The organism is Mesorhizobium sp. M0830, assembly GCF_040319965.1.
Classification (GTDB): domain Bacteria; phylum Pseudomonadota; class Alphaproteobacteria; order Rhizobiales; family Rhizobiaceae; genus Mesorhizobium.
This window is the reverse complement of sequence record NZ_JAMYOR010000002.1, coordinates 52473-77857: the sequence shown is the minus strand read 5'-3', so window position 1 is coordinate 77857 and position 25385 is coordinate 52473. Positions and strand designations below refer to the sequence as shown.

Below are 25385 nucleotides of genomic sequence, written 5' to 3'. Positions count from 1 at the left end.
GGTTCAAGGAAGAACTGCCCAATGCGGCCGCGCTTCGGGATATTCCTCTTGCATGGGGCTATGTCTAGCCGATTTTTGCGCGGCTTGCTTTTCCCTTCTGACGATCCCAAGTGACGACACATTTCTGGGCCAAAAGCCGGTCAAGGCAATTTTTTGACGACGAACGGCATTGCCGCCCCCGGTGACGCCAGTTCGGGAGATGTGGGATGGACAGATTGCAATTCGAGGTGCCTGTGCGCATCGCACCCGCACCCGGCCTGCCAGTCGAGGAAATCTACGGGGTCGAACAGGCGCTCGATTTTCTCCAAGACTGGCCTGCGCGCCATCAGGGCCCGATTTATCAGAAAGCTTTCAACGCCTGCTTTGGCGCCACGGTGGACGTGGTCAAGACCGAGGATGCGTGCCGGGCGTTCATGGCGTTTTGCCGGGCGAGCGGGCTGATGGCCAGGGACATGATGACGCCGCGCAAGCGCGACGGTGGGTCGAGGGCGCTCCAGGCCTGAGGGCTGCCACCGTTTCGCCTTGTCCGATTGCAATGCGCACCAACGTCCGCATCGTTAAGCTTCCGTTTCCACCTTGCCGGCTACGCCATTGCTTGTTGGCAATGGTTGATTCGTTGCGTCAGTCTCATGGTTCGGAAGATGTCCCCAGAAAAAGTTCGTGCATTCCCGATCGACCGTCAGGTGTTCTTGGTCAGAGAGGTTGCTGCGAAGCTCTGCAACCTGCACGGCGAAACCGCCACCTCCTTCTGGAGAGCGAAGGCATCGGAGTTGCTCGATCTCGTTGTCGGATCCGGCAGGGACAGAACAGCAGCCAGCGACGAAGTGCGCAGGTTCTTCCTGGCCGTACAGAGAGAGATGTCGGCTGGGACAGTCGCGGAGACGATGCCAGTTCTTTCCGCTTGAAAAAAGCCGCACCGGCGAACCGGCGCGGGCCACAAGGAGTGTCACGTCAAAGCGCCACTACCCCAAAGCAATCTATTCCGTAGAGTCAGTGGTTTCGTCCGATGAGTCATCCGTCGTGTCTGCCGGATCTTCGGTTGCGTTCTTGGCCAAGAGCTTGTCCAGGGCTGCCTGCAGGGAGAGCGTAGCCTGCGGCGATGCCGGCGTGGTCGCCACGACGCTGAGCGCCTTTGTCAAACCGCTGGTGGAAGGATCTTTTGCCGCCGCTGATGTTGCAGCTCCATGCCCCTGCGAACCAGCTCCAGCTGAATTCCCGCCGTTACCGTTTGCACCGCCGTGACCGCCGCCATTACCATTGCCGCCAGGACCCGCGAAGGCCGGAGAGTCGAGAAGTGCGAGCGCCGCAACCGCTGCGAGCAGATTGGTTCGATTTTTCATGGTCCATCCTTCGAGTCGGCCGTCCCGCTCGGTGAATCATGCGACGTCGTCGATGAACCCGCCAGACGGACCTTGGTCCCCGATTTGCCGCGCATAAGTCCCATTGCGAAGGCGAGCCGGCCGATCCTTGCCTCCGGCTCTGCAATCGTGCTGTTAGCAAACGGTAAACTATCCCCGGAACTCATCCATCGGGGCACGGCCTTTAAGACGTCTGTTGCCTTGCATGCTCGCTGATCAGACAACGAACCCATTTTTTTGAGGACAACAGATAGCTGATCAAAAATGAACTGAACTTTTTAGCCATTCGTTCATACATGCGTGCTTTCTAATCTAGGTTATGACCTTCATTTGCTTCACCGGGATTCGACGTATCGCGAACGGTATTCGCCGGGGAACAAGCGCGAATGTCGCCACCATTTTTGCCCTGACGTTGCCCATTGTTGTCGGCGCCGCGGGCTTCGGTGTCGAGACCTCCTATTGGTACTACAACAGCCTGAGATTGCAGGCGACGGCCGATGCCGCCGCCTATGCCGGCGCGCTTGAACAGATCTCGGGTTCCGACAAGCCGACCATCGTCGCGGCCGCGACCCAGTCGGCCGCCACGAATGGGCTGGGCTCGGGCACGATCGTCGTCAACACGCCGCCGACGTCGGGACCGAATACGACGAAGAAAGCAGTCGAGGTCATAGTCCGCCAGAACCTCGACCGGATGTTCACCTCAATCTTCACCCAGGCCCAGGTTCCCGAGCAGGCGAGGGCGGTGGCCCTGATCACCGACGCCTCAAAGGCCTGCATGGAAGCGCTCGATCCGACCGCCTCGCAGGCTGTAGGGTTTTCCGGCAATACCAGCGTTAAGGTCACACACTGCGTCATCATGTCCAATTCGAACGCCCCGGACGCCATCAAGCTTCAGGGCTCGGCGGCCCTCCAGGTCGATTGCCTGATATCGGCGGGCGGTGTCTCTCTCAGCAATCCCGTCACCACGGTCTGCGCCGCGCCGATCACCCAGGCGCTGCCCGCCAGCGACCCATTTGCCGACCTACCAACGCCGGCGGCCAGCAACCCGTGCAAGAATATTAACGGCAACAAGACGACGCAGACAATCCAGCCCGGGACCTATTGCGGTGGCATGAACCTCAACGGCACCATCACGCTTTCTCCCGGCGTCTATGTCGTGCAGGGCAATTTGAAGATCAACGCGGGTGCGGTCATTTTGGGCAGCGGGGTTACCATCTTCATGCAAGGCAGCAACACCGTCAGCATGAACGGCAACGCCACGGTGACGCTGAGCGCGCCGACCTCAGGCACCTATTCCGGGGTGCTGTTCTATGGCGACAGGACGGGGACCGCGGCGCAGAGCACCTTCAACGGCACGGCGGACTCGCTTTTGACCGGCGCGCTCTATTTTCCCAAGCAACAAGTCAATTACCTCGGCAATTTCTCGGGCAACAGCGGCTGCACCCAGGTGGTTGCCAACACGATTCAATGGTCCGGCAGCGCGACTGTCAATCAGAATTGCTCGAGCCTCGGAATGCGCGACATTCCAGCCGCGCAGTCCGTGGCACTGGCCGAGTAGCTACGTGGAACGCCGATCGACGCCGATCCTTGGAGATGATGCGGGCGTTGCGGCGGTCGAGTTCGCGCTGGTCCTGCCCATCCTTTGCCTCGTGCTGCTTGGTATTCTGGACGGCTGGTCCTACGTAACGAGTTCGCTGTCGATGCGCGCTGGCGTGAAGACTGCGGCGAACTTGATCATGGCAGGATCGACCAACGATACGGCGACGCAGGCCGTTGCCATTTCGAGTTGGGAGAATCGGCCGGAGGACGGTCAGGTCACGCTAAGCCGGATCTACATGTGCGGGACGACCGTGGTCGACGCTTCCACCATGTGCAGTGGGCCGAAGGCGCCATCGGTCTATGTTCAGATCCAGGCAACGGCCACCTGGTTGCCGCCCGTCGCCTTCGGTGCCTTTTCCGGTTCCAGCACCATCGGCCATCTGGAGGTGATCCGTGTCCGCTAAGACGAACGCGTTCAGTCAGGATCGGTCGGGCGGGGCTGGGTTGGAGTTCGCGCTGATCGCGCCTTTCCTCGTCATGCTGCTGTTCGGGATCTTCGCCTTCGGCTGGTCGATGCACTCCGTGTCCAGCGTTCGCTATGTGTTGGAAACATCATCACGCTCGTTGCAGCTTCAGAACACGCTGACCCAAGCCGACATCCAATCGATCGTCACGCAGAAACTGCAGGCGTTGGGTTTGACGGATGTGAATGTCACGATCGTCATCGACCCGGCGAGTGGTGGCTTCCGCATGGCGCATCTGACCGCCACCTACGCCTTCGTCATCGACTTCCCTTACTTCAGCAACTTCCCGGTCAACTACGCGACAACCGTCACCGTGCCGTTGGTCGGCGGTTAGGCTGCCCAGTATGGGAACGCGGCGGTCGCACCGCCGTCCCGTGTTTCTACCAACCCGTGAAGAGGGCGCCTTAATCGGCGGGTGCCCCTTCTCAGTGCACGCTGTGCCGCAACGCCGCCTTTGTCACGGTTGCGTCAACCGGCCGGCACCTTGCAAGCTGCGTTTGGAAAGTTCTGGTACGCCCAAGGGGAATCGAACCCCTGTTACCGCCGTGAAAGGGCGGTGTCCTAACCGCTAGACGATGGGCGCGCTCAGACGAAGCGGCTTATACTGGCGTTGCGCGCAACCGGCAACCCGTCAGGCGCCACCTTGGACAACTTTTTTCCGGCTTGTAAAAACGGCACATTCGCCAGGGCTGGGCAGGGTGCCAGCATGACTTGGCGATCAGTGGCTGCTAACATACTTCCGGCCCGTGAAATCGCGCCGCTAGCCGTCGTCGCCGCCGCTGCGCCGGCGGCAACGCCAGTTCCAGTCACGCTCTGGGCCGACGTCGACGTGGACGGATTCTGTGTGGCAGTAGGTGCCGACGCCGCCACGGCCGGGCATGGTTCTGATGTAGCTCGCCAGTTCCCATTTCGAAACGCCGGGGACCTGGATGTCGGCGGCGGCGCAATACATGTGCAGCGAATTCTTGGCGCCGTTGGCGCGGCGGTTGCGAGCCGGGTCTCGATAGCCCGAGGTCACCATCATCTTGCGGCCGTAGTGGCCCTCGATCGTCTTCAGCACGCGGACCAACGACGGCTTCAGGCAGGCCACGTCGACGCTCTCGTTCTGCTTGAGCAGCCCGTTGGGCGCCAACCGGGCCATGCCGGCGGCGGACGCAACCTGATAGGAGCCGCCGATTGGCCCCTCGTCCTCGTTGAGGTCGACGTCGCTTTCGTCGTCGAGGCCGGACTTGCGCTTGATTTCGAACAGGGCTGTCTGGCGCACGCCGGGCAAGGCATCACTACCGGTGATGTGGCCAGTCTCGCCGCCGGTCGAAGCCAGTTGCACCGGTTTTTCCGCGGAATTGGCCGAGGCGAGCATGATGATCGGCTTTGCCGCGGTTGGCGCCGGTTTGGCCTGCGTCGCTGGCTGCTCGCCCGACCGGGTGTTGATAAGCGGCGTCGCCGAAGCAGGCGTGGCGCCAAACATCGAGGCCAAGAAGCCTCTTTTCTTCGGCGCTTCGGGCTGCGGCATCTCGCCAGCCGTCACATAGACCGGATTGTTCATGACCGGAGCGGCTGTCGGCTTCGGCGCATTCACGCCGGCATCTGCGGCAGCGATCTTTTCGGCGACCGCGTCGCTCTGCTGCGTTGTCTGTGCCTGCTGCTGCAAGGACTGGGGCGTTTGTCCGACAATCGTTTCGCTGCCGGCCGGAGTGGTCAGTGGAAAGGCGGCTTGGGGCTTGGCCATCGGGACATAGGCGATCGTCTCGGGAAGCGTCGTATCGCTGGCCGTCATCACGGTCGTCTGCTCGGTCGTGACCTCGGACGAATCGGCGACGGCGGTCGGCGTGGCGCCAGAGGCCTTATTAATGTCCGATGCCGTGGCATTATAGCCGGGCATTCCAGCCGACATCGTCGGGTCGCCAGCCGAGGTGCAGGAGGCCAGAAGCAATGAGCAGAGCGCTGCCACGATGGCGTGGCGTTCTCCCTTTGCGAGGCTCCATCCTGCTGATTTCAAAGTCAAATTCCCCCTCGATGCCCGGTCGGCATATCCCTGGTGCGGCAGCGATACGCCGTGTCAAGGTGACCTTTGTCTCCGATCCGGAAACGAGACTTGTATCAAATCCGCAAGCCTGGAAGTATTTTTGCAGTGATTGCCGAATTACGGCTGCTCAATGGTTGACTACACCATTTCGCCCGCTTTTACCGGTGCGTCAACTCACCAGACATTACAGTCCGTTACACACGCACCTTCACATAGGTGCCAGGAGCATCCCCTAAGGTTTTCATATGCTTGCCGGGTTTGCGAGCGGGCACACGGGTGTTGTCCTTGGCCTCTATCCAGTCTTGCCAGTGCGGCCACCAGGAACCTGGATGAGCGGTGGCCTTGGCTGTCCATTGGCCGAAGTCGCCCGTCGGCGTATCGCCGGTCCAGTACTGGTATTTGTTGGATGCCGGCGGGTTGACGACGCCTGCGATATGGCCTGATCCGGCCATGACGTACTCGACCTTGCCGCCGAAATATTTCGAGCCGAGAAACACCGAAAGCGCCGGCGCGATGTGATCTTCCTTGGAGGCGAGGTTGTACACAGGAATGGTGACGTCTCCGAGCGAAACCGTGTGGCCCGCCAGTTCCATCGTGCCGCGCGAGAGGTTGTTCTCGAGATAGCAGTTGCGAAGGTAGAAGGAGTGATTGGCCGCGCCCATGCGGGTCGAATCGGCATTCCAGTAGAGCAGATCGAAGGGCAGGGGATCCTTGCCACGCATGTAGTTGTTGACGACATAGGGCCAGATCAGGTCGCCGGACCGCAGCATGTTGAAGGCAGTCGCCATCTTGGTGCCGTCGAGATAGCCCTTTTCGCTCATCGACTTTTCTACCGCCGCGACCTGCTCTTCATCGACGAAGACTTTCAGGTCGCCGGCATGGGTGAAATCGACCTGCGTGGTGAAGAACGTCGCCGACTTTATTCGGTCGTCGCCTTCGCGCGCCATCAGCGCCAGTGCTGCCGCCAAGAGCGTGCCGCCGACGCAATAGCCGATCGCATTGACGTCGCGTTCACCGGTGGCCTTTTCGACGGTGTCGAGGCCGTATTGCAGGCCCTCGCGGATGTAAGCCTCCCAGCCCTTGGTGCCGTGGCGCTCGTCCGGGTTGACCCAGGAGATCACGAAAACGGTATGGCCCTGATCGATCGCCCAACGGATGAAGGATTTCTGCGGGTTCAGATCGAGGATATAAAACTTGTTGATCCATGGCGGGCAAATCAGCAGCGGTCGCTTGAGCACCGTCTCGGTTGTCGGATCGTACTGGATGATCTCGGCGACATCGCTGCGGCCAACCACCTTGCCTGGGGTGGTGGCGATGTTCCTGCCGATCTCGAAAGGCGAGTAGTCGGCCTGGCGCAGCTTCAGGTCGCCCTTGCCGGCGGCGATGTCCTCGGCCAACATCTTCATGCCGCGCACCAGGTTCTCGCCGTTGGAGGCGACGGTTTCGCGAAACAGTTCCGGATTGGTCAGGATGAAATTCGACGGCGAGATGGCGTTGGACACCTGCTTGACGTAGAAGCCGGCCTTGTGGCGGGTATGCTCGTCCAGACCTTCGGCGTGTTCGACCAGGTCGGCCGCCCAGCGCGAGGTGACGAGATAGGCCTGTTTGAGAAAATCGAAGAACGCGTTGCGGCCCCATTCCGGGTCGAGGAAGCGCTTGTCGCCGCGCTCCGGCTTGACGGCATCTTCGGTGGCTTCCGCGGCGTTGCTGGTGCGCTGAATGGCGTTGGCCCAGACAGTCATGTAGCCGGAGAACAACCGCGTCTGCGCTTCCAGCGCGCGCTGCGGATCGGACAGCCAGTATTCGCTGAGCTTGGAAAAGGTCTTCACCATGTCGACGACCGGCTCGGCGACGTGATCGCGCACCTCGCCTTTTTCGCGGGGCTCAGCCCAGGCGGAAGCGGCCTTGCCGGCCTGCTCGATCATGCGCGCCACGTTCAGGGCGAAGCGTTCCGGGTCCTTCACCAGATATTGCTCGACGGTCGAAGGCTCGTCATCTTCCGCTTTGCCCGAATCGGGTGTTTTGGACATGGTTGGCGGGGTTCCTCCCGAGGCCTTTTCTTGACATATTAACATGGGACATCCGACCGGGTCCAATCTCGCTCTACATCGGCTGCCAAGGAAACAATATGACGATTAATATTGGCGAGACTGTTTTTTTCGACGCCGGACGTTTTTGCCGCATCGGTGCGGCGATTGTCCTCATGGGGATGGCCGGGTGCTCGAGCACCAACACCAGCGGCCCGACGCCGATTGCTGTGAGCGCGGGACCGAAGGATACCGGTACCTTTCCGAACCTGAACATCAAGCCGCAGGTGGCGGCGCCGCAGTTCACCGAAGCCGAGAAGAACGCCAAGCTTGCGCAATTGAAGGCGGATGAGAATTCGCAGGCGGCAAAAGGCGGCAGTCCGAAGGTCGCCGATCAGGCGGCGCTGACGGAGCTAGCCAAGAGGCACGGCGACGAAACGCTGAAGCAGATCGAAGCCAAATGCGATGCCGCCCTCGACCCTACCTGCAAATAAGTATATAGCGCGCGCCCAATACCCCTTTTGCTGTCTGGAACTGCCATGGAAGAATTTCACAAGGTCCGCCGGCTTCCGCCTTACGTCTTCGAGCAGGTCAACCGGCTCAAGGCCAGCGCCCGTTCGCGCGGCGCCGACATCATCGACCTCGGCATGGGCAATCCGGACCTGCCGACGCCCAAGGCCATTGTCGACAAGCTGTGTGAGGTCGTGCGCGATCCGCGTACACACCGCTATTCCTCGTCGCGCGGCATTCCGGGCCTGCGCCGCGCCCAGGCCAACTATTACGCTCGCCGCTTCGGCGTGAAGCTCAACCCCGACACGCAAGTGGTGGCCACGCTTGGCTCGAAGGAGGGCTTCGCCAACATGGCGCAGGCGATCACCGCGCCGGGCGACGTGATCCTGTGCCCGAACCCTACCTATCCGATCCATGCCTTCGGCTTTATCATGTCGGGCGGCGTCATCCGTTCGCTGCAGGTAGAGCCGGACGACGGCTTCATCCCGGCGCTGGAGCGCGGTGTCAAGCATTCGATCCCGAAGCCGCTGGCGCTGATCCTCAACTATCCGTCGAACCCGACGGCGCTGGTCGCCTCGCTTGATTTCTACAAGGACGTGGTCGCCTTCGCCAAGAAGAACGATATCATCATCCTGTCCGACCTTGCCTATTCGGAGATCTATTTCGATGGCAATCCGCCGCCTTCGGTGCTGCAGGTGCCGGGCGCGATCGACGTCTGCGTCGAATTCACCTCAATGTCGAAGACCTTTTCCATGCCCGGCTGGCGCATGGGCTTTGCGGTTGGCAACGAGCGCCTGATCTCGGCGCTGACCCGGGTAAAGTCGTATCTCGACTACGGCGCCTTCACGCCGATCCAGGTGGCGGCAGCACACGCGCTCAACGGCGACGGCGCCGACATCGCCGAAGTTCGCGACATCTACCACAAGCGCCGCGACGTGATGGTCGATGCCTTCGGCCGCGCCGGCTGGCCCATTCCGGCACCGGCGGCATCGATGTTCGCCTGGGCGCCGATCCCGGAGCCGTTCCGGCATCTCGGCTCGCTCGAATTCTCCAAGCTGCTCATCGAACATGCCGACGTGGCGGTGGCGCCAGGTGTCGGCTTCGGCGAACATGGCGACGATCACGTGCGCATCGCGCTGGTCGAGAACGAGCACCGGATCCGGCAGGCCGCGCGCAACATCAAGCGCTTCCTGGCGGCCAGCGCCAAGCAGCCCAACAACGTCGTGCCGCTTTCCGCTCACCGGTAAGCTTGCAGCTGCGGACAATTTCGATCTGACTTGAGGGACGTCGCCGGACATGGCTGAAGCATTGCGTGTTGGAATAGCCGGTCTCGGCAACGTCGGCGCATCGGTGGCACGCGTGCTGCGCGACAAAGCGGCGGAACTGACCCGGCAGTGCGGGCGCGATATCATCGTCACCGCGGTCTCGGCGCGCGACCAGAAGCGTGATCGCGGCGTCGATATCAGTGCGGCAACTTGGTTCGACGATCCGGTCGAGATGGCCCAGATCGCCGAAATCGACGTGTTCGTCGAACTGATCGGCGGCGACGAGGGGCCGGCGCGCTTGTCGGTGAAGGCGGCACTCGAAGCCGGCCGCCATGTCGTCACCGCCAACAAGGCGTTGCTCGCCAAGCATGGCGTGGCGCTGGCCGAGATCGCCGAGAAGCGCGGCGTGCTGCTCAACTACGAGGCGGCAGTGGCGGGCGGCATCCCCGTCATCAAGACGATGCGCGAGGCGATGGCAGGCAATTCGGTCACCCGCGTCTTCGGCATTCTCAACGGCACCTGCAACTATATCCTGACCCGCATGGAGGCCGAGGGCATCTCGTTCGACGCCTGCCTGAAGGACGCACAGCGGCTGGGCTATGCCGAGGCCGATCCGACCTTCGACATCGAGGGCCATGACACGGCGCACAAGTTGTCGATCCTGACCAGCCTTGCCTTTGGCACAAGGATCGCCGCCAACGACATCTACATGGAAGGCATTTCCAACATCTCCCAGGCCGACATCCGCGCGGCGGGCGATCTTGGCTACCGGATCAAGCTGCTTGGCGTCGCCCAGCGCACTGACAGCGGCATCGAGCAGCGCGTGCACCCGACCATGGTGCCGACGGCCTCGGTCATCGCACAGGTGCATGGCGTCACCAACGCGGTGGCGATCGAGACCGACATTCTTGGAGAGCTGCTGCTGTCCGGTCCCGGCGCCGGCGGCAATGCCACCGCATCGGCCGTCATCGGCGACATCGCCGACATCGCCAAGAGCCGGCCCGGCTTCCAGCATGGCCCCGTGTTCGGCCGGCCGGCGAAGGAGCTGAAGCCCTACAAGAAGGCGCAGATGCGCAGCCATGCCGGCGGCTACTTCATCCGGCTGACCGTGCATGATCGCATCGGCGTGTTCGCGGCAATAGCCAAGCGCATGGCCGACAACGACATTTCGCTGGAATCGATCGTTCAGCACGCGGTTAACGGTGAAGCGGCGGCGCAAAAGACGGTGATCCTCGTCACCCATGAGACGACAGAGGCCGCCGTGCGCAAGGCCGTCGACGGCATCACCAAGGACGGCCACCTGACCGACAAGCCGCAGGTCATCCGCATCGAGCGGGCAGGCTAGTTCCCGCCCGATAGCCGCGTCCGACGGCTAGCAGCCGCGGCCGACCGGAACGAATTCGTGCCGGCGCCGTTCTTTTGGTCAGCAATCAAAGGAACCGCTTCATGGCCGACACCAACAAATCCGGCACCCCTGATATTGACGACATCCAGAAGACGCTGGAAAAGCAGATCGCCGAACTGCGCAAGGAGATCACCAAGATCAACAAGAGCATTTCGGCACGGGGCGCGGAAATGCTCAATGACGCCAGCGAGCAGGCGTCCGAGTTCTACGACACGACCCGCAGGTCGCGAACCGCGCAGCAGCTGCGCACACACGCCCATGCGGTCTCGGAAGTCGCGCGCGAAAATCCCGGTACGACGACGGCCGTGGTCGGCGTGATCGGTCTGCTCGGCTTTATGGCAGGGTTCGCCATTGGTCAGTCGATGAACGATACGTCGCGCCGCTGGTACTGACCGCAGCGCGACAAGGCCGGCTTTTCCGGCCTATTTCCCTGTTTCAGCACGTCTTTTGGAGGAGGGTACCATGGCTTCATCTGCCTTGATCGGCATCCTGATCACCTTTCTGGTGATCATCCTGGTTCTCTATCTTGTCCAGCGCTTGCCATTGGATGGCAGGACGCGGCAGATCGTCCGGATCATCGTCATCATCATCGGCATCATTTCGCTGCTCAAATATCTCGCGGTGTTCTAGGCAGAGAATGGCGCGATTTTTCACCTTTTGAAGGCCGGTGCGGTCCGCAGCGAGCGGGCGGATGTCGTTTCAGATTGCAATTTAATCGATTGATATTGCTATCTTTTCGGACAAAACTATTGGCAGGTCTTGCCGTTGTCATGCTCGTTTGACAAAAAAGGCCCACCTCCGGCGGGAGGCTGTATTGCCAACGAGGAAATCACCAGATGAATGTGGCCCAGAACATCGTCGCCGGTCTCGACCGGATACTCACCATGGAGCTGGTGCGCGTCACCGAACGGGCAGCAGTCGCCGCCGCCAAGCTACGCGGGCGCGGCGACGAAATGGCGGCTGACCAGGTCGCCGTGGATGCCATGCGCCAGGAGCTCAACCGGCTTGCCATCAAGGGCACGGTGGTGATCGGCGAGGGCGAACGGGATGAGGCGCCGATGCTCTATATCGGCGAGGAGGTCGGCACCGGGAAAGGTCCGGCCGTCGATATCGCGCTCGATCCGCTGGAAGGCACGACAATCTGCGCCAAGAACCTGGCCAATGCGCTCGCCGTTATCGCAATCGCTGAGAAGGGTAGCCTGCTGTTCGCGCCCGACGTCTACATGGAAAAGATCGCTATCGGTCCGGGCTACGCCGACGGGATCATCGATTTCGATGCCTCGCCGGCCGAAAACATCGCCAATCTCGCCCGGGCCAAGGGCGTCGCCGTGCCGGACATCACTGCCTGTATCCTCGACCGGCCGCGTCATGCCAAGCTGATCGACGACGTGCGCGCCACGGGTGCTGCGATCCGGCTGATCGGCGACGGCGATGTCGCCGGCGTCATCCACACCACCGATCCCGAGGAAACCGGCATCGACATCTATCTCGGCACTGGCGGCGCACCCGAGGGCGTGCTGGCCGCGGCCGCGCTGCGTTGCACCGGTGGCCAGATGCAGGGCCGGCTGATCCTCGACACGCCGGAAAAGGTCGCACGCGCGGCAAAGATGGGTATTTCCAATCCGAAGCGGGTCTATCGAGCCGAAGAGATGGCGCGCGGCGACGTGTTGTTCGCGGCCACCGGCGTCACCGACGGCAACATGCTGGCAGGCGTCAAGTTTGGCCGCAACTATATCACCACCCACACGATCGTGCTGCGCTCGTCGTCGCGGACGGTGCGCGAGATCAAGGCCCGCCATCAGGACCTGGACAAATTCTGACGCCCGCTTGCGCAGCCACCTTGCAATTGTTAGCCAGTTGGGCGCATCCGATGCCGGCTGCAAGGATTTGACGATGAACCCGTTCGACTGGCACGCGGATCCGATTTCGCGCGCCACCGCCATCACGAAGTCCTATCGCAGTACCCAGAACGTGCGCCGCTTTCTCATCCGGGAATGCGGCGATGCGTTCAGGTTCGACCGGCCTTTCATGGCCTGGCTCAAGGACGGTGCGGAAAAGACGATGGACGATGCGGCCGACGAATGGCTGCGGGCGCCAGGCTGAAAAGCGGAAAGCGTAGTTTTCTTGAAATCTCCCGGGACGGCGCATCACCGCGCACCACTTGGCCTTGCCTGTCTTTGGCCCAATGCGCGTCGCGTTCACGCGACGCGCATTAGGTTGTTGTTCGTTGTCCCAAAACCGCTGCATACTTTTGGGCGACATGCATTATCGTGCGGCCAACCATGAGTTGGCAAAACGTATGACCGGCGAAAAGCGCCTCTTCCTCGATGTCAGGCAGTCGGTATCAGGGGTTTCCTGGGAACACCGGCTGACCGAGCGCCAGGACATGATCGCGCTTGCCATCGCGCAAGGGTATGGGGTGCCCGACATCGTCGCGCGGGTGCTTGCCGGGCGCGGCGTCACCGCCGAGCAGACCGAGCGGTTTCTCGACCCGACGATCCGCGATCTTCTGCCGGATCCAGCATCGCTGACCGACATGGACAGGGCGGCGGCCCGCATCGCCGCCGCAGTGATGGCCAGGGAAAAGGTGGCGATCTTCGGCGACTATGATGTCGACGGCGCCGCTTCGTCGGCCTTGCTGAAAAGGTTCCTTGCGCATTTCTCGGTGCCTTCGGAAATCTACATTCCGGATCGCATTTTCGAGGGCTATGGTCCCAATCCAGACGCCATGCGTGAATTGGTCTCGCGTGGCGCGACACTGATCGTCACCGTCGATTGCGGCACCAACAGTGCCGTTTCCATCGATGCCGCCAACGAGGCCGGGGCCGATGTCGTGGTGCTCGACCATCACCAGGTCGGTGGTGCCTTGCCGGCGGCAATTGCCGTCGTCAATCCCAATCGCGACGACGACCTTTCCGGGCAGGGCCATCTCTGTGCCGCCGGCGTGGTCTTCCTCGCCCTTGTGCAGACGGCCAGGATCCTGCGTGGCCGGATGGCCGATGCCACGCCGCCCGACCTGCTTTCGCTGCTCGATCTCGTCGCCCTTGCCACCGTCTGCGACGTGGTACCGCTGACCGGCGTCAACCGCGCCTTCGTGGTCAAGGGACTGCAGATGGCGCGCCAGCAGAAGAACGAAGGGCTTGCTGCGCTCGCACGGGTCTCGCGTATCGGCGAGCCGGTCAGCACCTTCCATCTGGCCTATCTGATCGGCCCGCGCATCAATGCCGGCGGACGCATCGGCGATGCCGCGCTCGGCAGCCGCCTGCTTGCGACCGACGACCCGGTCGAGGCGCGCAGTATTGCCGAGACGCTCGACCGGCTCAACCAGGAACGGCAGCTGATGGAGCAGGAGATGCTCGCGGCGGCACGTGTCGAGGCCGATGCCGAGCTTGCCGGCGGCAATGGCCCTGCCATCGTCGTCACCGCCAGCAACACCTGGCATCCTGGCATTGTCGGTCTGCTTGCTTCACGGCTGAAGGATCATGCGCGGCGGCCTGCCTTCGCCATTGCCTTCAACGCCAATGGCACCGGCACCGGCTCGGGCCGCTCGGTGTCGGGCTTCGACCTCGGCCGGCTGGTGCGCGAGGCGGCCGATGCCGGGCTGATCGTCAAGGGCGGCGGCCACGGCATGGCGGCGGGCATCACCGTGGAGCGGGCGAAGCTCGGCGAGCTCAGGGCGTTTTTCGAAGAGCGGGCGGCGGCCGATGTGTTTCGCCTGCAGGGCGAGGAAAGCCTGGCGATCGACGGTGCGCTTGCCGCCGAAGGCGCGACGCTCGGCCTTCTTGACGCACTGGAAAAGGCCGGACCCTTCGGTGCCGGGCATGTGGCACCCGTCTTCGTGCTGCCGCGTCACCGACTGGCCGATGCGCGGCCGGTCGGCACCAACCACATCCGCGTCGAGCTACAATCGGAAAGCGGCGGCCGCATCCAGGCGATCGCCTTTCGCGCCGTCGATACCGCACTCGGCGAATTCCTGTTCAAGAACCGCGGCAAGACAATCCACGTCGCCGGTTCGTTGTCGGGCAATTACTGGAACGGCAACCGCACTGTGCAATTTCGCATCACCGATGCGGCGCGGGCATGACGTCGATCAGGCGAGAACCGTTTGCAGCCGGGTCAGTTCGCCGATCTGCGCCATCGTCGCCTGATAGCCGAGGCTGATCGCCTCGTCGGCGCGATGGAATTCGGTCAGGCCGATATGGCTGAGCTTCGGCTGCAGTGACATGTCTGGCGGATCGCCGGCAAGCCTGGCGCGCGAAATCCGGTCCTGGATGATGTTGAAAGCCTCGACCATGACGCCGGTGATGCCGAGCCGCGTCTGGTGCGACTGGCGCTCGGTGTCGACCTGGCCGGGCTTAGGCGCGTCCTTTTCGACGACCAGTTCGCCGGCACTATGCTTGATGACGGCGGCGCGACCGAACAGATCGTAGTGAAGGTTGACCGCCACGACGAGTGGCTGCTCATAGGCGCGGCAGACCGAAACCGGAACCGGGTTGACCAGCGCGCCATCGACGAGCACGCGGCCGTTGCAATTCACGGGCTCGAACACGCCGGGCAGCGCATACGAGGCGCGCATGGCGGTGATCAGCGAGCCACTTGAAAGCCAGATTTCATGCCCCGTGCGGATTTCGGATGTGACGGCGACGAATGGCCTGGCCAGGTCCTCGAAACGAATGCCGGCCATGTGCTCGCGCAGCCGGGCGTCGAGCTTCATGCCACCGAAAAGGCCGCTGCCGCGCAGGTTGAGATCGAGCAGGCCGAAGATACGTCGCTTGGTCAGGCTGCGGGCGAATTCTTCGAGCTCGTCCAGTTTGCCGGCGAGATAGCAACCGCCGACCAGCGCGCCAATCGAGGTGCCGGCGATCATCGAGACTTCGATGCCGGCTTCGTCAAGCGCACGCAGCACGCCGATATGCGCCCAGCCGCGGGCGCAACCACCGCCCAAGGCGAGCGAAATGCCGGTTTGACTTGCTGTTTCCGATGCGCCGCCGGAGGAGGACAGGCCGTTGGCCTCCCTGACATCTGGTCTGTTACGCAATGACGCCCACTCGAGCATCAAGATCTCCCTTGTCCCGGGGCTAATATACAGGCGGGCCGTATCGAAATCATGAATTTGTGTCGCTGGTGTCAGGCAGAAGGTTCAAACTGGTGGTTTCCGATATGTGTTTTCCGCATCGAACAGCGGCTTGTTGCCGTCGTCGGCAAGCGTCCCCTTGCCATCGACAAGCCTCACCGTCCGATAAAAGCATGAACGCCGGCCGGTGTGACAAGTTGCGTCGTGGCCCAACACTTTGACGCGCAACCATATGGCGTCCTGGTCACAATCCGTGAGCACGTCGACAACCTGCTGGAAATTGCCTGATGTTTCGCCCTTTTTCCACAGCCCATTGCGCGAGCGCGACCAGTAGTGAGCGATGCCGCTCTCCAGCGTCAGTGCCAGCGCCTGCGCATTCATGTGAGCCACCATCAACAGCATACCGTCTGCGGCATCGGTGACGACGACGGTGACCAGGCCGGCTGCGTCGAAGCGCGGTGAAAACACCGCGCCTTCCTCCAACGCCTTCTTGTCTGACGGAGCTTTCGGAAATTCCAGTGCCGACATCGCCGGTCCTTGTTCTTGGTGGCCGGCGAGGGCCATTTAGACCCCGCCGCCGCGCACCATGGTGACGAAACGAACCTGCTCCTCGGGCGTGTCCTTGAAGACACCAGTGAAGGTCGAGGTCAGGGTGGTCGAACCTTGCTTGCGGATGCCGCGCATAGCCATGCACATGTGCTCTGCCTCGATCATCACGGCGACGCCGCGCGGATTGAGCACATCCTGGATGACGCCGGCGATCTGGGCCGTTAGGGCCTCCTGCGTCTGCAGGCGATGGGCGAAGATATCGACCACGCGTGCGATCTTGGACAGGCCGACGACCTTGCCGTCCGGCAGATAGCCGACATGCGCTTTGCCGATGATCGGCACCATGTGGTGCTCGCAATGCGAATGGAATGTTATGTCCTTGACGATGACCAGGTCGTCGTAACCGGCGACCTCTTCGAAGGTGCGGCCGAGTTCCTCGGCCGGGCACATGTCGTAGCCACCGAACATTTCGCGAAAGGCCTTGGCCACCCGCTTTGGCGTGTCGACCAGCCCTTCGCGGTCCGGATTGTCGCCGGTCCAACGCAAAAGCGTGCGCACGGCGGCCTCGACTTCGGCTTCGCTCGGCCGGTCGGTAACCGGCTTCTCCATATAGGCCGACTGGGGCATGAGTTTCTTAATAACGGCATCCATAAAGGCGTCTCCCGTAGTCCCTCTCGGCGGAGGAACGAGTTGAACGGACCACGACCTTTCGGTGTCGGAAACTCGCCCCGTTTCCAGCCCCGCAAGTGGCGTGAACTTTCCGGCTAGGACACTGACTTTCGTTGTCTTGTCGATACCGGACTGCCAGCATTATATAAGGTCATGACGAGCGAAAGGAAGACACGGCAGCGGCAATCGCTGTTCGCTTGGCGGCGACGGATTGGAAAATAATGATAAACGACGTCTATAATGCGAAAATTCTCGGTTTTGCCGGAAACATCGCCCGCATCGGTCGCCTGGAACATCCCGACGCGACCGCCAAGGCGCATTCCAAGCTGTGCGGCTCGACCGTCATCGTCGACCTCAAGATGCAGGACGGCGTGGTCACGGATTTCGCACATGACGTGAAGGCCTGCGCGCTCGGCCAGGCATCGTCCTCGATCATGGCGCAGCATGTCGTCGGCGCGAACGCCGAAGAACTGCGTGCGGTGCGTGAGGCCATGCTGAAGATGCTGAAGGAAAATGGCGCGCCGCCTGACGGCCGCTTCGCGGATCTGAAATATTTGGAGCCGGTGCGCGACTACAAGGCGCGGCATGCCTCGACCATGCTGACTTTCGACGCCGTCGTCGACGCCGTCGGCCAGATCGAGAAGAAGCGCGCCGAAGAAGCGGCCTCAGGGCCGATAACCGACGAGGAACGAATTATGGTGCGGCCGGCGGAATGAAGCTTGACCCCACCATAACGGGCGGCACATCGAAACCGAATACGGTAAAAGATTGTGCCCCCGGCCAGCAGACTGGCAGCGCACAGTCCTCGGCGGCTGGTCAGGCGACAGTCGACGCGAAGGGCGCCGCCCTTATCCAGATGAAAAAGACAACTGCGGGCTGTTGAATCATCGCCGCCCGCTTCGCCAAGCGGTATCTGAGTCTTGACGCTCCGTCATGTGGAGGGGCGTTAAGCCTTCGCCTTCCGCTTCGCGGGCGCCTTCTCAACAGGTCCAGCCTTGCGGCCGAGACCGCTAGCCTCCGTGTCGCGGCGTAGTTTGGCGCCACTATCGGAAAGTCGGAAGGCAGGCTTCACTTAGCGATATTCTTTTGGCGTCATGCCAAGCAAACCAAGGTGGCGTTTCAAGTGGAAAGGCCAGGTTTCCGAACACAGTTTTCGATGGGTAGATCACTGGGAACTGGAACACCTGCGCGATGTTACGGTCAGCCGTCCTGACGCGCGTGACATCCCGGTCGCCAAGCACGACACGTCCGTCCGACGGGAACAGCAATCCCGACATGATGTTCAGCATCGTGGCCTTGCCACAGCCGGACGGACCGAGCAACGCGTAGTCTTGCCGTCCTCGACAGAATGTCCGACTTCTCAAGTGCATAGGGGGCAGCGCCATAGCGGTGGCCGAGGCCATCGAGGTAGACGGGCCATCAGGATTGCCCTCCCATGGACGGCTCCGGCGCGGCCATCAGGACGCCGTCGCTGTCGGCGGCGAAGCATTAGAAGCGATCGGGGTTGATCGCGACTGCAATGTCGTCACCGAGAGTTACGCTGTGCACACCCTCGACTTGGATCACCGCCGACCCGAAAGGCGCATCGAAATAGAGGAAGGTCTCGGAGCCTGAGACCTCGGAGAAAGTCACGCGGCCGGTCGTCCCCGTTGCCGCCAAGGAGAGTTCGTTGGCCCGGATACCAAACCGGTAGCGGCCAGGTTTCAAGGTTTCCAAATGACGGGCGCGCAGCACCGCGATGCTACCGGCCAGGCGGATGTGCCACCGGCGCCGCCGAACAGACTGCGCCAACCGACGGATCCGCGTCTGTCGACGGCGCCAGCGATCCAATATCCACGCCGTCGCGGAGTTTGCCGGTATTCTGGCCGCTCCTCTAGGGCGCGCCTCCTTGTCGAGGGAGTGGGCCGCCAGCATTGCCTGCAACGTCGACGGCGTACGGAGAGGCAACTTATGTGACCGATTTTTTTCATTCTTAATTATACCCTTAACTATACATTCTATGCTGCGGTTTAGGCTCAGAACTGGGGTCGGTCCAATAGGCGAGTGAGGGCAACATGAAGGGTATGGTATTCACCGAACTGCTGGGCTTCGTGGAACAGACCTATGGGGCTGATGCGGTGGATGACCTCATAGAGGCTTCCGATCTGCCGAGCGGTGGCGCCTACACCGCGGTGGGAACTTATGACCACAAGGAGATGCAATCTCTCGTCACCACATTGGCCGCGCAAAGCCACACGCCGCCAGACGAGTTGCTGGGTTTATTCGGCCAGCATTTGATCGGGCGTTTCAAGGCTTCGTTCCCCGACTTCTTCAAGACGGCAGCCACCCTCTTTGATTTCCTCGAAAGTATCGATAGGCATATCCACGTGGAGGTGCGTAAGCTCTACCCCGATGCCGAGCTGCCGGAATTTCGGGCCGAGCGCGTCGGTCATGGGGCAATGAACCTTGATTATCGCAGCAGCCGTCCCTTCGAGGCGCTTGCCTCCGGCCTCATTCTTGGAGCGGCTCAGATCTACGGTGAGACTGTGCGAATAGAGCGAAGCTCCCACGAAAACGGCGGCGAGAAATTCGTTCGTTTTTCGATCCAGAAGACAGGTGCGATAGCTTAAATGCTCTCGGAAGCCAGCCATTCCGAGGATCGCGTTGCGCGTCTCGAACGGCGTCTCCAACGCGAACGGCGAGCACGTGAAGCGGCCGAATGGCTGCTCGAGGCGAAGTCGCTTGAGCTCTACAACGCCAACAGCCACCTGACTGTGCTGGCCAACGATCTCGAAATGCGCGTCCTCGATCGCACTCACGAGTTGGAGGTCTCCCGTCAGCAGGCCCTGTTCCTTGCGGAGCGCGATCCTCTGACCACGCTCGCCAATCGGGGCAGTTTCGCTCGCGATCTGGACGCGGCCATCAATGCGGCCCATGTTCAAGGTGGCTGTGTACAACTTCTGTTTGTAGATCTCGACCGGTTCAAGGAAATCAACGACAATTACGGCCATGCCGTAGGAGACGCGGTGCTGCTGGCGGTTGCCGACCGGTTGCGGGCAATTTGCAAGGAGCAGGAGGTGGCAGGCCGGCTGGGTGGTGATGAGTTCGGTGTTATCTGCGTGACGCCAATTCACAGCGAACGTGCCCGCGAGATCGCGGCGAAGGTCATGGAGGCCATGAGCAGGCCTATCGCTTGTGGCCGCCTGCAGTTGATCGTCAGTTGCTCGGTCGGTTTTGCAAGCTTCCCCGGCAATGCCACGGATTCGCCAACGCTGCAGCGCTTCGCCGATATAGCTCTGTACCGCTCCAAGTCGGCGGGGCGCTCGACATGGACGGAATTTGACGAAACGATGGCGGCAGAGCTTGAGCACCTCCAGGGATTGGAAGCAGAATTGCGCAGCGCCGTGGCGGCGCGAGAGATCGAGCCCTGGTATCAGCCGATTATCTCCACCCAGAGCAACAGGATCGTCGGGGTGGAGGCGCTTGCACGATGGCAGCATGCCGAGCGCGGGCTCATTCTTCCCGGGCTGTTCATCCCGCTGGCCGAGGAAAGTTCGTTGATCATCGAACTCGGCCTGGCGATGATCGACCGCTGCTGCCAGGAGATGTATCCGCTCATCCGCGAAGGTCGTCTCAACTATGTGTCGATCAATCTATCGACGCGCCACTTGCGTTCGCCCTCGGTGGTCGAGCAGATCGCCGCGACGTTGGCTCGTCATCGCTTTCCGCCCTCGGCGCTTCAGCTTGAAATCACGGAAAGCCGGCTGCTCATTGATTTCGAACAGGCTGAGGAGCGGCTTTCACACTTTCGCGCGCTCGGCATCCGAATTGCCCTCGACGATTTCGGAGCGGGCTATTCAAGCCTTTCATACATCAGGCGATTGCCGTTGGACGTTATCAAGATCGATCGCTCGTTTGCCAGGGACATCAGCTCCGACGGGCAGGCCGAAGCGGTGGTCAAAGCGATCGTTCAACTCGCACAGGCCCTGGACCTGCATATCATCGCAGAAGGCATTGAAACCGAAAGCCAGGCGCTCCGGCTGACCAGCTGCGGCTGTTTCGTCCAACAGGGATATTTGTTTGGCAGGCCGATGCCCTTGAGGAAAATCACGCAATATCTTGAGGCCGGTGCGAATCCGATGCATGCCACCCAAAGATAGGATGACGTTTTCTTACGTCCCTGAGGCGGCGCCCACAGGAGTGGCGCGACCACGAATGCGTCCCACAGCACCACGACGAGATATTTCAACGCCTTCATCGGGTGGGGTCCGCGCGGCCAGACCGTGCCAACGACGATGAAGGGCCTCCCAGCTGGTTCATATCCCCCGCGCTGTTACCGAGTGCGGCGTTACACCTCGCACCCCAGTTTGGAACCGCAGGAGGGAAGCGGTCCCCGACAAGAGCAGCGAAACGACGGCCATTCCCGTGCTCTTGCAGCGGCTGGGAGCAAATGAGGGCTTGAAAGGCGCGCTGGTCTCGATCGACGCCATCGCCACCAATGCCACGATCGCCCAAGCCATCCGCGATCAAGGGGGGCGACTATCTGTTGGCCGTCAAGGCCAACCAACCCACACTCAGAGCCGAGATCGAGCACTATTTCGACGACGCTCCCGCCGATTGCCTCGACAGCGCCGTCGATCTCGACAAGGTCCATGGCCGCATCGAGGAGCGCATCGTCACCGTCAGCCACGAGGCCGGCTGGCGCAAGGGCCAGCGTCGCTTTCCCGGTGAACTGCCCGTGATGCTCTGCCGCTGCCGCCGAACCACCCCTGGCGCATCCGCGCAAGCTGCCGGTGGTCCTGAGCCGCGACGAGGTTGTCCGGCTGCTCAACGCCACCACCTGCCTCAAGCACCAGGCCGCGCTGTCGGTCGCTTATGGCGCCACACACCGTCCGTGACGGCGGGAGGCGCACAAGGAGTGGGATTGCGTTCTCCTGACGAAGCCCACATCTATCGCGTGGGAGCGCGATACGGAGACCGCAGTGGGCGACCAGCATGGACATGTGCATAGCGCCGGACCGCCAAGGCGTGGGCGCAACTGGCCCGGCCCGTGGCGCAAGACGCCCGGCCGTGTCCTAGGCACGACGCTCGTGCGCATTTACCAACTGACACTGTCCGGCTTTGTCGGCAATTCCTGCCGGCATTTGCCGACCTGTTCCGAATACGCGCACGAGGCGATCGCCCGCCATGGCTTGTGGGCCGGCGGCTGGATGGGCTTTTTTCGGGTGCTGCGTTGCGGCCCATTCGGCACGCATGGCATCGACCGCGTGCCGGAAACCCTGGCTAAGCGCTATGTCTGGTTCACGCCCTGGCGCTACTGGCGGATCGGCAGCAAGCCGGGCGAATCGCAGGGGTGACGGCGCCAGCGGAATCTCGGCCGTCCTGCGAGTTTACGATCCGGTAGGGTTAACGCCAGGCTGCACAGAGACTACGCATTTGAGACAAAATCGAGACAAGAGACCTCGCTAAGCCGCTCGCGAACCCCTCTGGAGCGAGCATCAAATGCGTAACATCGACCGTCTTCCCTTCATCTTTGCCGGCGTCCTGTTTCTGCTCGCCTGGCTGCTGGGATTTCCGATGCGCGCGCAATCGGCGCCGCTGAAGGACGTCCAATGCACGTTGATCGCCGATGCGGCGAGCGGCAAGACGTTCTACCAGGATGGGGTTTGCGATCAGCGGTTCAGCCCGGCGTCGACGTTCAAGGTGCCGCTGTCACTGATCGGCTATGACAGCGGAATCTTGAGCGACGAGCACACGCCGAGCTGGGACTACAAGCCGCAGTTCAAGGCCTTGAAGCGGGACCAGAAGACCGTCGATCCGATAATCTGGGAAAAGGATTCGATCCTCTGGTATTCGCGCGAAATCACCCGCCGGCTTGGGCCGCAAAGCTTTGCCGGCTATGTCTCGAAATTCGACTACGGCAATGCCGATGTTTCCGGCAATCCCGGCAAGAATGATGGCCTGACCCAATCCTGGGTGAGTTCCTCCCTGAAGATCACGCCGGTCGAGCAGGTCGATTTCCTGCGCAGGTTTCTGGCCCGCAAGCTGCCGGTCTCGGCCAAAGCGTACGACATGACATCAGCCATCATCCCGACCTTCCAGGCAGGAGGCTGGACGGTGCGAGGCAAGACCGGCAGCACCACGCTGGCTAACGATGCCGACAAGGTCAGGGATAAGCGCTCGCTAGGCTGGTTCGTCGGCTGGGCGAACAAGGACGGCCGCCAGATCGTCTTTGCGCGGCTGGTCGTCGATACCAACCGCACCGACATGCCCAAGGGCCTCAAGACCCGGGTCGCGTTCCTGAAGGACCTGCCGCTGCTCATCAAATGAACGCCTGACATGAGCCGGGCTTTACGGCGGCGGAATCTGTCCATAAAAGACAGCCGCCGCCGGACGCGTCCGGCTTGACCCACGACCACCCGCGCTCGTTTGCGGGACTGGATAGGAGATACATGATGCTGAATTCCGTTTCCCTGACATTTCCCGATGGCTCCGTCCGCGAATACGACGCGGCGATGACCGGTGCTGGCTTGGCCGAATCGATATCGAAATCGCTGGCCAAGAAGGCCGTCGCTTACGCCATCGACGGCACCGTGCGCGACCTCAGCGATCCGCTCGGCAAGTCCGGCAAGGTCGAGATCGTCACCCGCGACGATCCGCGCGCGCTGGAACTGATTCGCCACGACGCGGCGCATGTGCTTGCGGAAGCCGTGCAGGAATTGTGGCCGGGAACGCAGGTGACCATCGGGCCGGTGATCGAGAACGGCTTCTATTACGACTTTGCTCGCAACGAGCCGTTCACGCCGGACGATTTTCCGGTGATCGAGAAGAAGATGCGCGAGATCATTGCACGCAACAAGCCGTTCACCAAGGAAGTCTGGTCGCGCGACAAGGCGAAGAAAGTGTTTGCCGACAAGGGCGAGCAGTACAAGCTGGAACTGATCGATGCCATTCCCGAGGACCAGGATCTCAAGATCTATGCCCAGGGCGACTGGTTCGACCTTTGCCGCGGCCCGCACATGGCCTCAACCGGGCAGATTGGCAATTCCTTCAAATTGATGAAGGTGGCTGGTGCGTATTGGCGCGGCGACTCGAATAACCCGATGCTGACGCGCATCTATGGCACGGCCTGGGCCGACCAGGCGCAGCTCGAAGCCTACCAGATGATGCTCGACGAGGCAGAGAAGCGCGACCATCGGAAGCTCGGCCGCGAGATGGACCTGTTCCATTTCCAGGAAGAGGGCCCAGGCGTCGTCTTCTGGCACGCCAAGGGTTGGAAGATGTTCCAGAACCTGGTCAACTACATGCGCCGCCGCCTCGACGAGCAGGGCTACCAGGAAGTCAACGCGCCGCAGGTGCTTGACAAGAGCCTGTGGGAGACGTCAGGCCACTGGGGCTGGTATCGCGACGCCATGTTCAAGGTGACGGTCGCCGGCGACGATACCGATGACGACCGGGTCTTCGCGCTGAAGCCGATGAACTGTCCGGGCCATGTGCAGATTTTCAAGCATGGGTTGAAGTCTTATCGCGATCTGCCCGTAAAGCTTGCAGAATTCGGTAATGTGCATCGCTATGAGCCGTCTGGCGCGCTGCATGGATTGATGCGCGTGCGCGGCTTCACGCAGGACGATGCGCATATCTTCTGCACCGAGGAGCAGCTGGCGTCGGAGTGCCTGCGCATCAACGACCTGATTCTGTCGACCTATGCCGACTTCGGTTTTGACGAGATCAGCGTCAAGCTGTCGACACGGCCGGACAAGCGCGTCGGCACCGACGAAGCGTGGGACCACGCCGAAGCGATCATGGGCAGCGTGCTGGAAACGATCAGGACGCGGTCCGGCAATCGTATCAAGACCTCGATCAATCCGGGTGAGGGCGCCTTCTACGGGCCGAAATTCGAGTATGTGCTGAAGGACGCCATCGGCCGCGAATGGCAGTGCGGCACGACGCAGGTCGATTTCAACCTGCCGGAACGGTTCGGCGCCTTCTATATCGGGTCGGATTCGGAGAAGAAGCAGCCTGTGATGGTGCACCGCGCCATCTGTGGCTCGATGGAGCGCTTCCTCGGCATCCTGATCGAGAACTATTCCGGCCATTTCCCGCTGTGGTTCGCGCCGCTGCAGGTAGTGGTGGCGACGATCACGTCGGATGCCGACGGCTATGCGACCGAAGTGGTGGCAAAGCTGAAGGCCGCAGGGCTGCTGGCGGAAGCGGATCTGCGCAACGAAAAGATCAACTACAAGGTCCGCGAGCACAGCCTGGCCAAGGTTCCCGTCATCCTCGTCTGCGGTAAGCGCGAGGCGGAGGAGCAGACGGTCAATATGCGCCGGTTGGGCTCACGCGACCAGGAATCGCTTGGCCTTGACCAGGCGATCGCGAAACTGACCGAAGAGGTTGTTACGCCCGACCGCAAGCGCAAACGCGCGGCCTGATCGGCATAGTTCCGGCCAAATGGCGGTG

The 25385-nt window shown here is 61.7% G+C and carries 27 protein-coding genes, 1 tRNA gene and 2 pseudogenes; 21 read left to right on the top strand and 9 right to left on the bottom strand.

Annotation, left to right across the window (positions count from 1 at the left end; translation table 11 throughout):
* Nucleotides 1-206: 206 nt before the first annotated feature.
* Together NKI20_RS01775 and NKI20_RS01770 are read left to right on the top strand one after the other, a co-directional pair.
* Entirely contained in the window at nt 207-503 is a 297-nt protein-coding gene (locus NKI20_RS01775) for a DUF982 domain-containing protein (RefSeq protein WP_023757582.1), read from the top strand.
* 138 nt (nt 504-641) lie between these two features.
* Nucleotides 642-905, top strand: coding sequence for a DUF6074 family protein (locus NKI20_RS01770; RefSeq protein ID WP_352827780.1), 264 nt, complete (start codon nt 642-644; stop codon nt 903-905).
* A 72-nt stretch (nt 906-977) separates the two neighbouring features.
* Here the strand turns inward: NKI20_RS01770 and NKI20_RS01765 are convergent, their stop codons facing one another.
* Nucleotides 978-1340 (bottom strand): hypothetical protein, encoded by a 363-nt coding sequence (locus tag NKI20_RS01765; RefSeq protein WP_352827778.1) that lies wholly within the window; start codon nt 1338-1340, stop codon nt 978-980.
* A gap of 337 nt (nt 1341-1677) precedes the next feature.
* Between NKI20_RS01765 and NKI20_RS01760 the strand changes: the two genes are divergently transcribed.
* The 3 genes from NKI20_RS01760 to NKI20_RS01750 are packed head-to-tail and all read left to right on the top strand — an operon-like array spanning nt 1678 to nt 3755.
* Nucleotides 1678-2916 carry a pilus assembly protein TadG-related protein gene (locus NKI20_RS01760; RefSeq protein ID WP_352827775.1) on the top strand — a complete coding sequence of 413 codons (1239 nt, stop codon included), beginning with the start codon at nt 1678-1680 and terminating at the stop codon, nt 2914-2916.
* Between the two features lie 4 nt (nt 2917-2920).
* Nucleotides 2921-3361 carry a TadE/TadG family type IV pilus assembly protein gene (locus NKI20_RS01755; RefSeq protein WP_023757578.1) on the top strand — a complete coding sequence of 147 codons (441 nt, stop codon included), beginning with the start codon at nt 2921-2923 and terminating at the stop codon, nt 3359-3361.
* Complete coding sequence (locus NKI20_RS01750; protein ID WP_352827772.1) at nt 3351-3755, top strand: TadE/TadG family type IV pilus assembly protein; 405 nt, start codon at nt 3351-3353, stop codon at nt 3753-3755. The genes NKI20_RS01755 and NKI20_RS01750 overlap by 11 nt, the downstream gene beginning before the upstream one ends.
* Nucleotides 3756-3929: 174 nt before the next feature.
* Here NKI20_RS01750 and NKI20_RS01745 read toward each other — a convergent pair.
* The 3 genes from NKI20_RS01745 to NKI20_RS01735 form a co-directional block, all read right to left on the bottom strand.
* A tRNA-Glu gene (locus tag NKI20_RS01745) sits at nt 3930-4004 on the bottom strand.
* Between the two features lie 177 nt (nt 4005-4181).
* Nucleotides 4182-5426: a D-Ala-D-Ala carboxypeptidase family metallohydrolase gene (locus tag NKI20_RS01740; RefSeq protein WP_352827769.1), complete on the bottom strand. Its 1245-nt coding sequence runs from the start codon at nt 5424-5426 to the stop codon at nt 4182-4184.
* Between the two features lie 215 nt (nt 5427-5641).
* A complete protein-coding gene (locus NKI20_RS01735) occupies nt 5642-7477 on the bottom strand; it encodes a PHA/PHB synthase family protein (RefSeq protein WP_023757575.1) in 1836 nt (611 codons plus the stop codon).
* 2 nt (nt 7478-7479) lie between these two features.
* Between NKI20_RS01735 and NKI20_RS01730 the strand changes: the two genes are divergently transcribed.
* The 8 genes from NKI20_RS01730 to recJ all read left to right on the top strand — a co-directional run bounded on the left by NKI20_RS01730 (nt 7480) and on the right by recJ (nt 14738).
* Nucleotides 7480-7968: a hypothetical protein gene (locus NKI20_RS01730; protein ID WP_352827767.1), complete on the top strand. Its 489-nt coding sequence runs from the start codon at nt 7480-7482 to the stop codon at nt 7966-7968.
* 45 nt (nt 7969-8013) lie between these two features.
* Entirely contained in the window at nt 8014-9231 is a 1218-nt protein-coding gene (locus tag NKI20_RS01725) for an LL-diaminopimelate aminotransferase (RefSeq protein ID WP_352827764.1), read from the top strand.
* A gap of 49 nt (nt 9232-9280) precedes the next feature.
* On the top strand, nt 9281-10594 hold the full coding sequence (locus NKI20_RS01720; RefSeq protein ID WP_352726819.1) for a homoserine dehydrogenase: 1314 nt from the start codon (nt 9281-9283) through the stop codon (nt 10592-10594).
* A 101-nt stretch (nt 10595-10695) separates the two neighbouring features.
* Nucleotides 10696-11046, top strand: a complete 351-nt coding sequence (locus tag NKI20_RS01715; protein ID WP_023757571.1) for a hypothetical protein — start codon at nt 10696-10698, stop codon at nt 11044-11046.
* 70 nt (nt 11047-11116) lie between these two features.
* Nucleotides 11117-11284, top strand: coding sequence for a Thivi_2564 family membrane protein (locus NKI20_RS01710; RefSeq protein WP_023757570.1), 168 nt, complete (start codon nt 11117-11119; stop codon nt 11282-11284).
* A gap of 206 nt (nt 11285-11490) precedes the next feature.
* On the top strand, nt 11491-12474 hold the full coding sequence (gene glpX, locus NKI20_RS01705; RefSeq protein WP_352827761.1) for a class II fructose-bisphosphatase: 984 nt from the start codon (nt 11491-11493) through the stop codon (nt 12472-12474).
* A 73-nt stretch (nt 12475-12547) separates the two neighbouring features.
* Entirely contained in the window at nt 12548-12757 is a 210-nt protein-coding gene (locus NKI20_RS01700; RefSeq protein ID WP_352827759.1) for a DUF6434 domain-containing protein, read from the top strand.
* A 196-nt stretch (nt 12758-12953) separates the two neighbouring features.
* Entirely contained in the window at nt 12954-14738 is a 1785-nt protein-coding gene (gene recJ, locus NKI20_RS01695) for a single-stranded-DNA-specific exonuclease RecJ (protein WP_352827757.1), read from the top strand.
* A 6-nt stretch (nt 14739-14744) separates the two neighbouring features.
* Here the strand turns inward: recJ and NKI20_RS01690 are convergent, their stop codons facing one another.
* The 3 genes from NKI20_RS01690 to folE form a co-directional block, all read right to left on the bottom strand.
* Nucleotides 14745-15710 carry a patatin family protein gene (locus NKI20_RS01690; protein ID WP_023757566.1) on the bottom strand — a complete coding sequence of 322 codons (966 nt, stop codon included), beginning with the start codon at nt 15708-15710 and terminating at the stop codon, nt 14745-14747.
* Nucleotides 15711-15794: 84 nt separating this feature from the next.
* Complete coding sequence (gene hisI, locus NKI20_RS01685) at nt 15795-16256, bottom strand: phosphoribosyl-AMP cyclohydrolase (protein ID WP_352726827.1); 462 nt, start codon at nt 16254-16256, stop codon at nt 15795-15797.
* A 36-nt stretch (nt 16257-16292) separates the two neighbouring features.
* Nucleotides 16293-16928 (bottom strand): GTP cyclohydrolase I FolE, encoded by a 636-nt coding sequence (folE, locus tag NKI20_RS01680; RefSeq protein WP_352607207.1) that lies wholly within the window; start codon nt 16926-16928, stop codon nt 16293-16295.
* A gap of 239 nt (nt 16929-17167) precedes the next feature.
* Here folE and NKI20_RS01675 point away from each other — a divergent pair, with 239 nt between their 5' ends.
* Entirely contained in the window at nt 17168-17662 is a 495-nt protein-coding gene (locus tag NKI20_RS01675) for an iron-sulfur cluster assembly scaffold protein (protein WP_352827753.1), read from the top strand.
* A 327-nt stretch (nt 17663-17989) separates the two neighbouring features.
* Here NKI20_RS01675 and NKI20_RS01670 read toward each other — a convergent pair whose 3' ends face one another.
* Both NKI20_RS01670 and NKI20_RS01665 read right to left on the bottom strand, forming a co-directional pair.
* Nucleotides 17990-18235: a hypothetical protein gene (locus tag NKI20_RS01670; protein ID WP_502898025.1), complete on the bottom strand. Its 246-nt coding sequence runs from the start codon at nt 18233-18235 to the stop codon at nt 17990-17992.
* Nucleotides 18236-18434: 199 nt separating this feature from the next.
* On the bottom strand, nt 18435-18737 hold the full coding sequence (locus NKI20_RS01665) for a hypothetical protein (protein ID WP_352827750.1): 303 nt from the start codon (nt 18735-18737) through the stop codon (nt 18435-18437).
* A 263-nt stretch (nt 18738-19000) separates the two neighbouring features.
* On the opposite strand from NKI20_RS01665, the gene NKI20_RS01660 reads away from it, so the two are divergent.
* The 7 genes and pseudogenes from NKI20_RS01660 to thrS all read left to right on the top strand — a co-directional run bounded on the left by NKI20_RS01660 (nt 19001) and on the right by thrS (nt 25357).
* The gene (locus tag NKI20_RS01660; RefSeq protein ID WP_023757560.1) at nt 19001-19555 is read left to right on the top strand and encodes a heme NO-binding domain-containing protein; all 555 of its coding nucleotides are present in this window, start codon (nt 19001-19003) and stop codon (nt 19553-19555) included.
* Nucleotides 19556-21085: a putative bifunctional diguanylate cyclase/phosphodiesterase gene (locus NKI20_RS01655; RefSeq protein WP_352827746.1), complete on the top strand. Its 1530-nt coding sequence runs from the start codon at nt 19556-19558 to the stop codon at nt 21083-21085. It abuts the gene before it with no gap.
* Nucleotides 21086-21305: 220 nt separating this feature from the next.
* Nucleotides 21306-21660, top strand: a pseudogene (locus NKI20_RS01650) (ISAs1 family transposase); the annotation flags it as partial.
* A gap of 34 nt (nt 21661-21694) precedes the next feature.
* A pseudogene (locus NKI20_RS01645) lies at nt 21695-21808 on the top strand (integrase); the annotation flags it as partial.
* Nucleotides 21809-21907: 99 nt separating this feature from the next.
* Nucleotides 21908-22282: a membrane protein insertion efficiency factor YidD gene (gene yidD, locus NKI20_RS01640; RefSeq protein ID WP_352827744.1), complete on the top strand. Its 375-nt coding sequence runs from the start codon at nt 21908-21910 to the stop codon at nt 22280-22282.
* A 145-nt stretch (nt 22283-22427) separates the two neighbouring features.
* The gene (blaOXA, locus tag NKI20_RS01635) at nt 22428-23255 is read left to right on the top strand and encodes a class D beta-lactamase (RefSeq protein WP_352827741.1); all 828 of its coding nucleotides are present in this window, start codon (nt 22428-22430) and stop codon (nt 23253-23255) included.
* Nucleotides 23256-23380: 125 nt separating this feature from the next.
* Complete coding sequence (thrS, locus tag NKI20_RS01630; RefSeq protein WP_352828080.1) at nt 23381-25357, top strand: threonine--tRNA ligase; 1977 nt, start codon at nt 23381-23383, stop codon at nt 25355-25357.
* Nucleotides 25358-25385: the final 28 nt, after the last annotated feature.

Coding starts and splice junctions, on each gene's coding strand:
- NKI20_RS01775 (WP_023757582.1), top strand. CDS start 207: ATGGACAGATTGCAATTCGAGGTGCCTGTGCGCATCGCACCCGCACCC.
- NKI20_RS01770 (WP_352827780.1), top strand. CDS start 642: ATGTCCCCAGAAAAAGTTCGTGCATTCCCGATCGACCGTCAGGTGTTC.
- NKI20_RS01765 (WP_352827778.1), bottom strand. CDS start 1,340: ATGAAAAATCGAACCAATCTGCTCGCAGCGGTTGCGGCGCTCGCACTT.
- NKI20_RS01760 (WP_352827775.1), top strand. CDS start 1,678: ATGACCTTCATTTGCTTCACCGGGATTCGACGTATCGCGAACGGTATT.
- NKI20_RS01735 (WP_023757575.1), bottom strand. CDS start 7,477: ATGTCCAAAACACCCGATTCGGGCAAAGCGGAAGATGACGAGCCTTCG.
- NKI20_RS01725 (WP_352827764.1), top strand. CDS start 8,014: ATGGAAGAATTTCACAAGGTCCGCCGGCTTCCGCCTTACGTCTTCGAG.
- NKI20_RS01720 (WP_352726819.1), top strand. CDS start 9,281: ATGGCTGAAGCATTGCGTGTTGGAATAGCCGGTCTCGGCAACGTCGGC.
- NKI20_RS01715 (WP_023757571.1), top strand. CDS start 10,696: ATGGCCGACACCAACAAATCCGGCACCCCTGATATTGACGACATCCAG.
- NKI20_RS01710 (WP_023757570.1), top strand. CDS start 11,117: ATGGCTTCATCTGCCTTGATCGGCATCCTGATCACCTTTCTGGTGATC.
- glpX (WP_352827761.1), top strand. CDS start 11,491: ATGAATGTGGCCCAGAACATCGTCGCCGGTCTCGACCGGATACTCACC.
- NKI20_RS01700 (WP_352827759.1), top strand. CDS start 12,548: ATGAACCCGTTCGACTGGCACGCGGATCCGATTTCGCGCGCCACCGCC.
- recJ (WP_352827757.1), top strand. CDS start 12,954: ATGACCGGCGAAAAGCGCCTCTTCCTCGATGTCAGGCAGTCGGTATCA.
- NKI20_RS01690 (WP_023757566.1), bottom strand. CDS start 15,710: ATGCTCGAGTGGGCGTCATTGCGTAACAGACCAGATGTCAGGGAGGCC.
- hisI (WP_352726827.1), bottom strand. CDS start 16,256: ATGTCGGCACTGGAATTTCCGAAAGCTCCGTCAGACAAGAAGGCGTTG.
- folE (WP_352607207.1), bottom strand. CDS start 16,928: ATGGATGCCGTTATTAAGAAACTCATGCCCCAGTCGGCCTATATGGAG.
- NKI20_RS01675 (WP_352827753.1), top strand. CDS start 17,168: ATGATAAACGACGTCTATAATGCGAAAATTCTCGGTTTTGCCGGAAAC.
- NKI20_RS01670 (WP_502898025.1), bottom strand. CDS start 18,235: ATGCTGAACATCATGTCGGGATTGCTGTTCCCGTCGGACGGACGTGTC.
- NKI20_RS01660 (WP_023757560.1), top strand. CDS start 19,001: ATGAAGGGTATGGTATTCACCGAACTGCTGGGCTTCGTGGAACAGACC.
- NKI20_RS01655 (WP_352827746.1), top strand. CDS start 19,556: ATGCTCTCGGAAGCCAGCCATTCCGAGGATCGCGTTGCGCGTCTCGAA.
- blaOXA (WP_352827741.1), top strand. CDS start 22,428: ATGCGTAACATCGACCGTCTTCCCTTCATCTTTGCCGGCGTCCTGTTT.
- thrS (WP_352828080.1), top strand. CDS start 23,381: ATGCTGAATTCCGTTTCCCTGACATTTCCCGATGGCTCCGTCCGCGAA.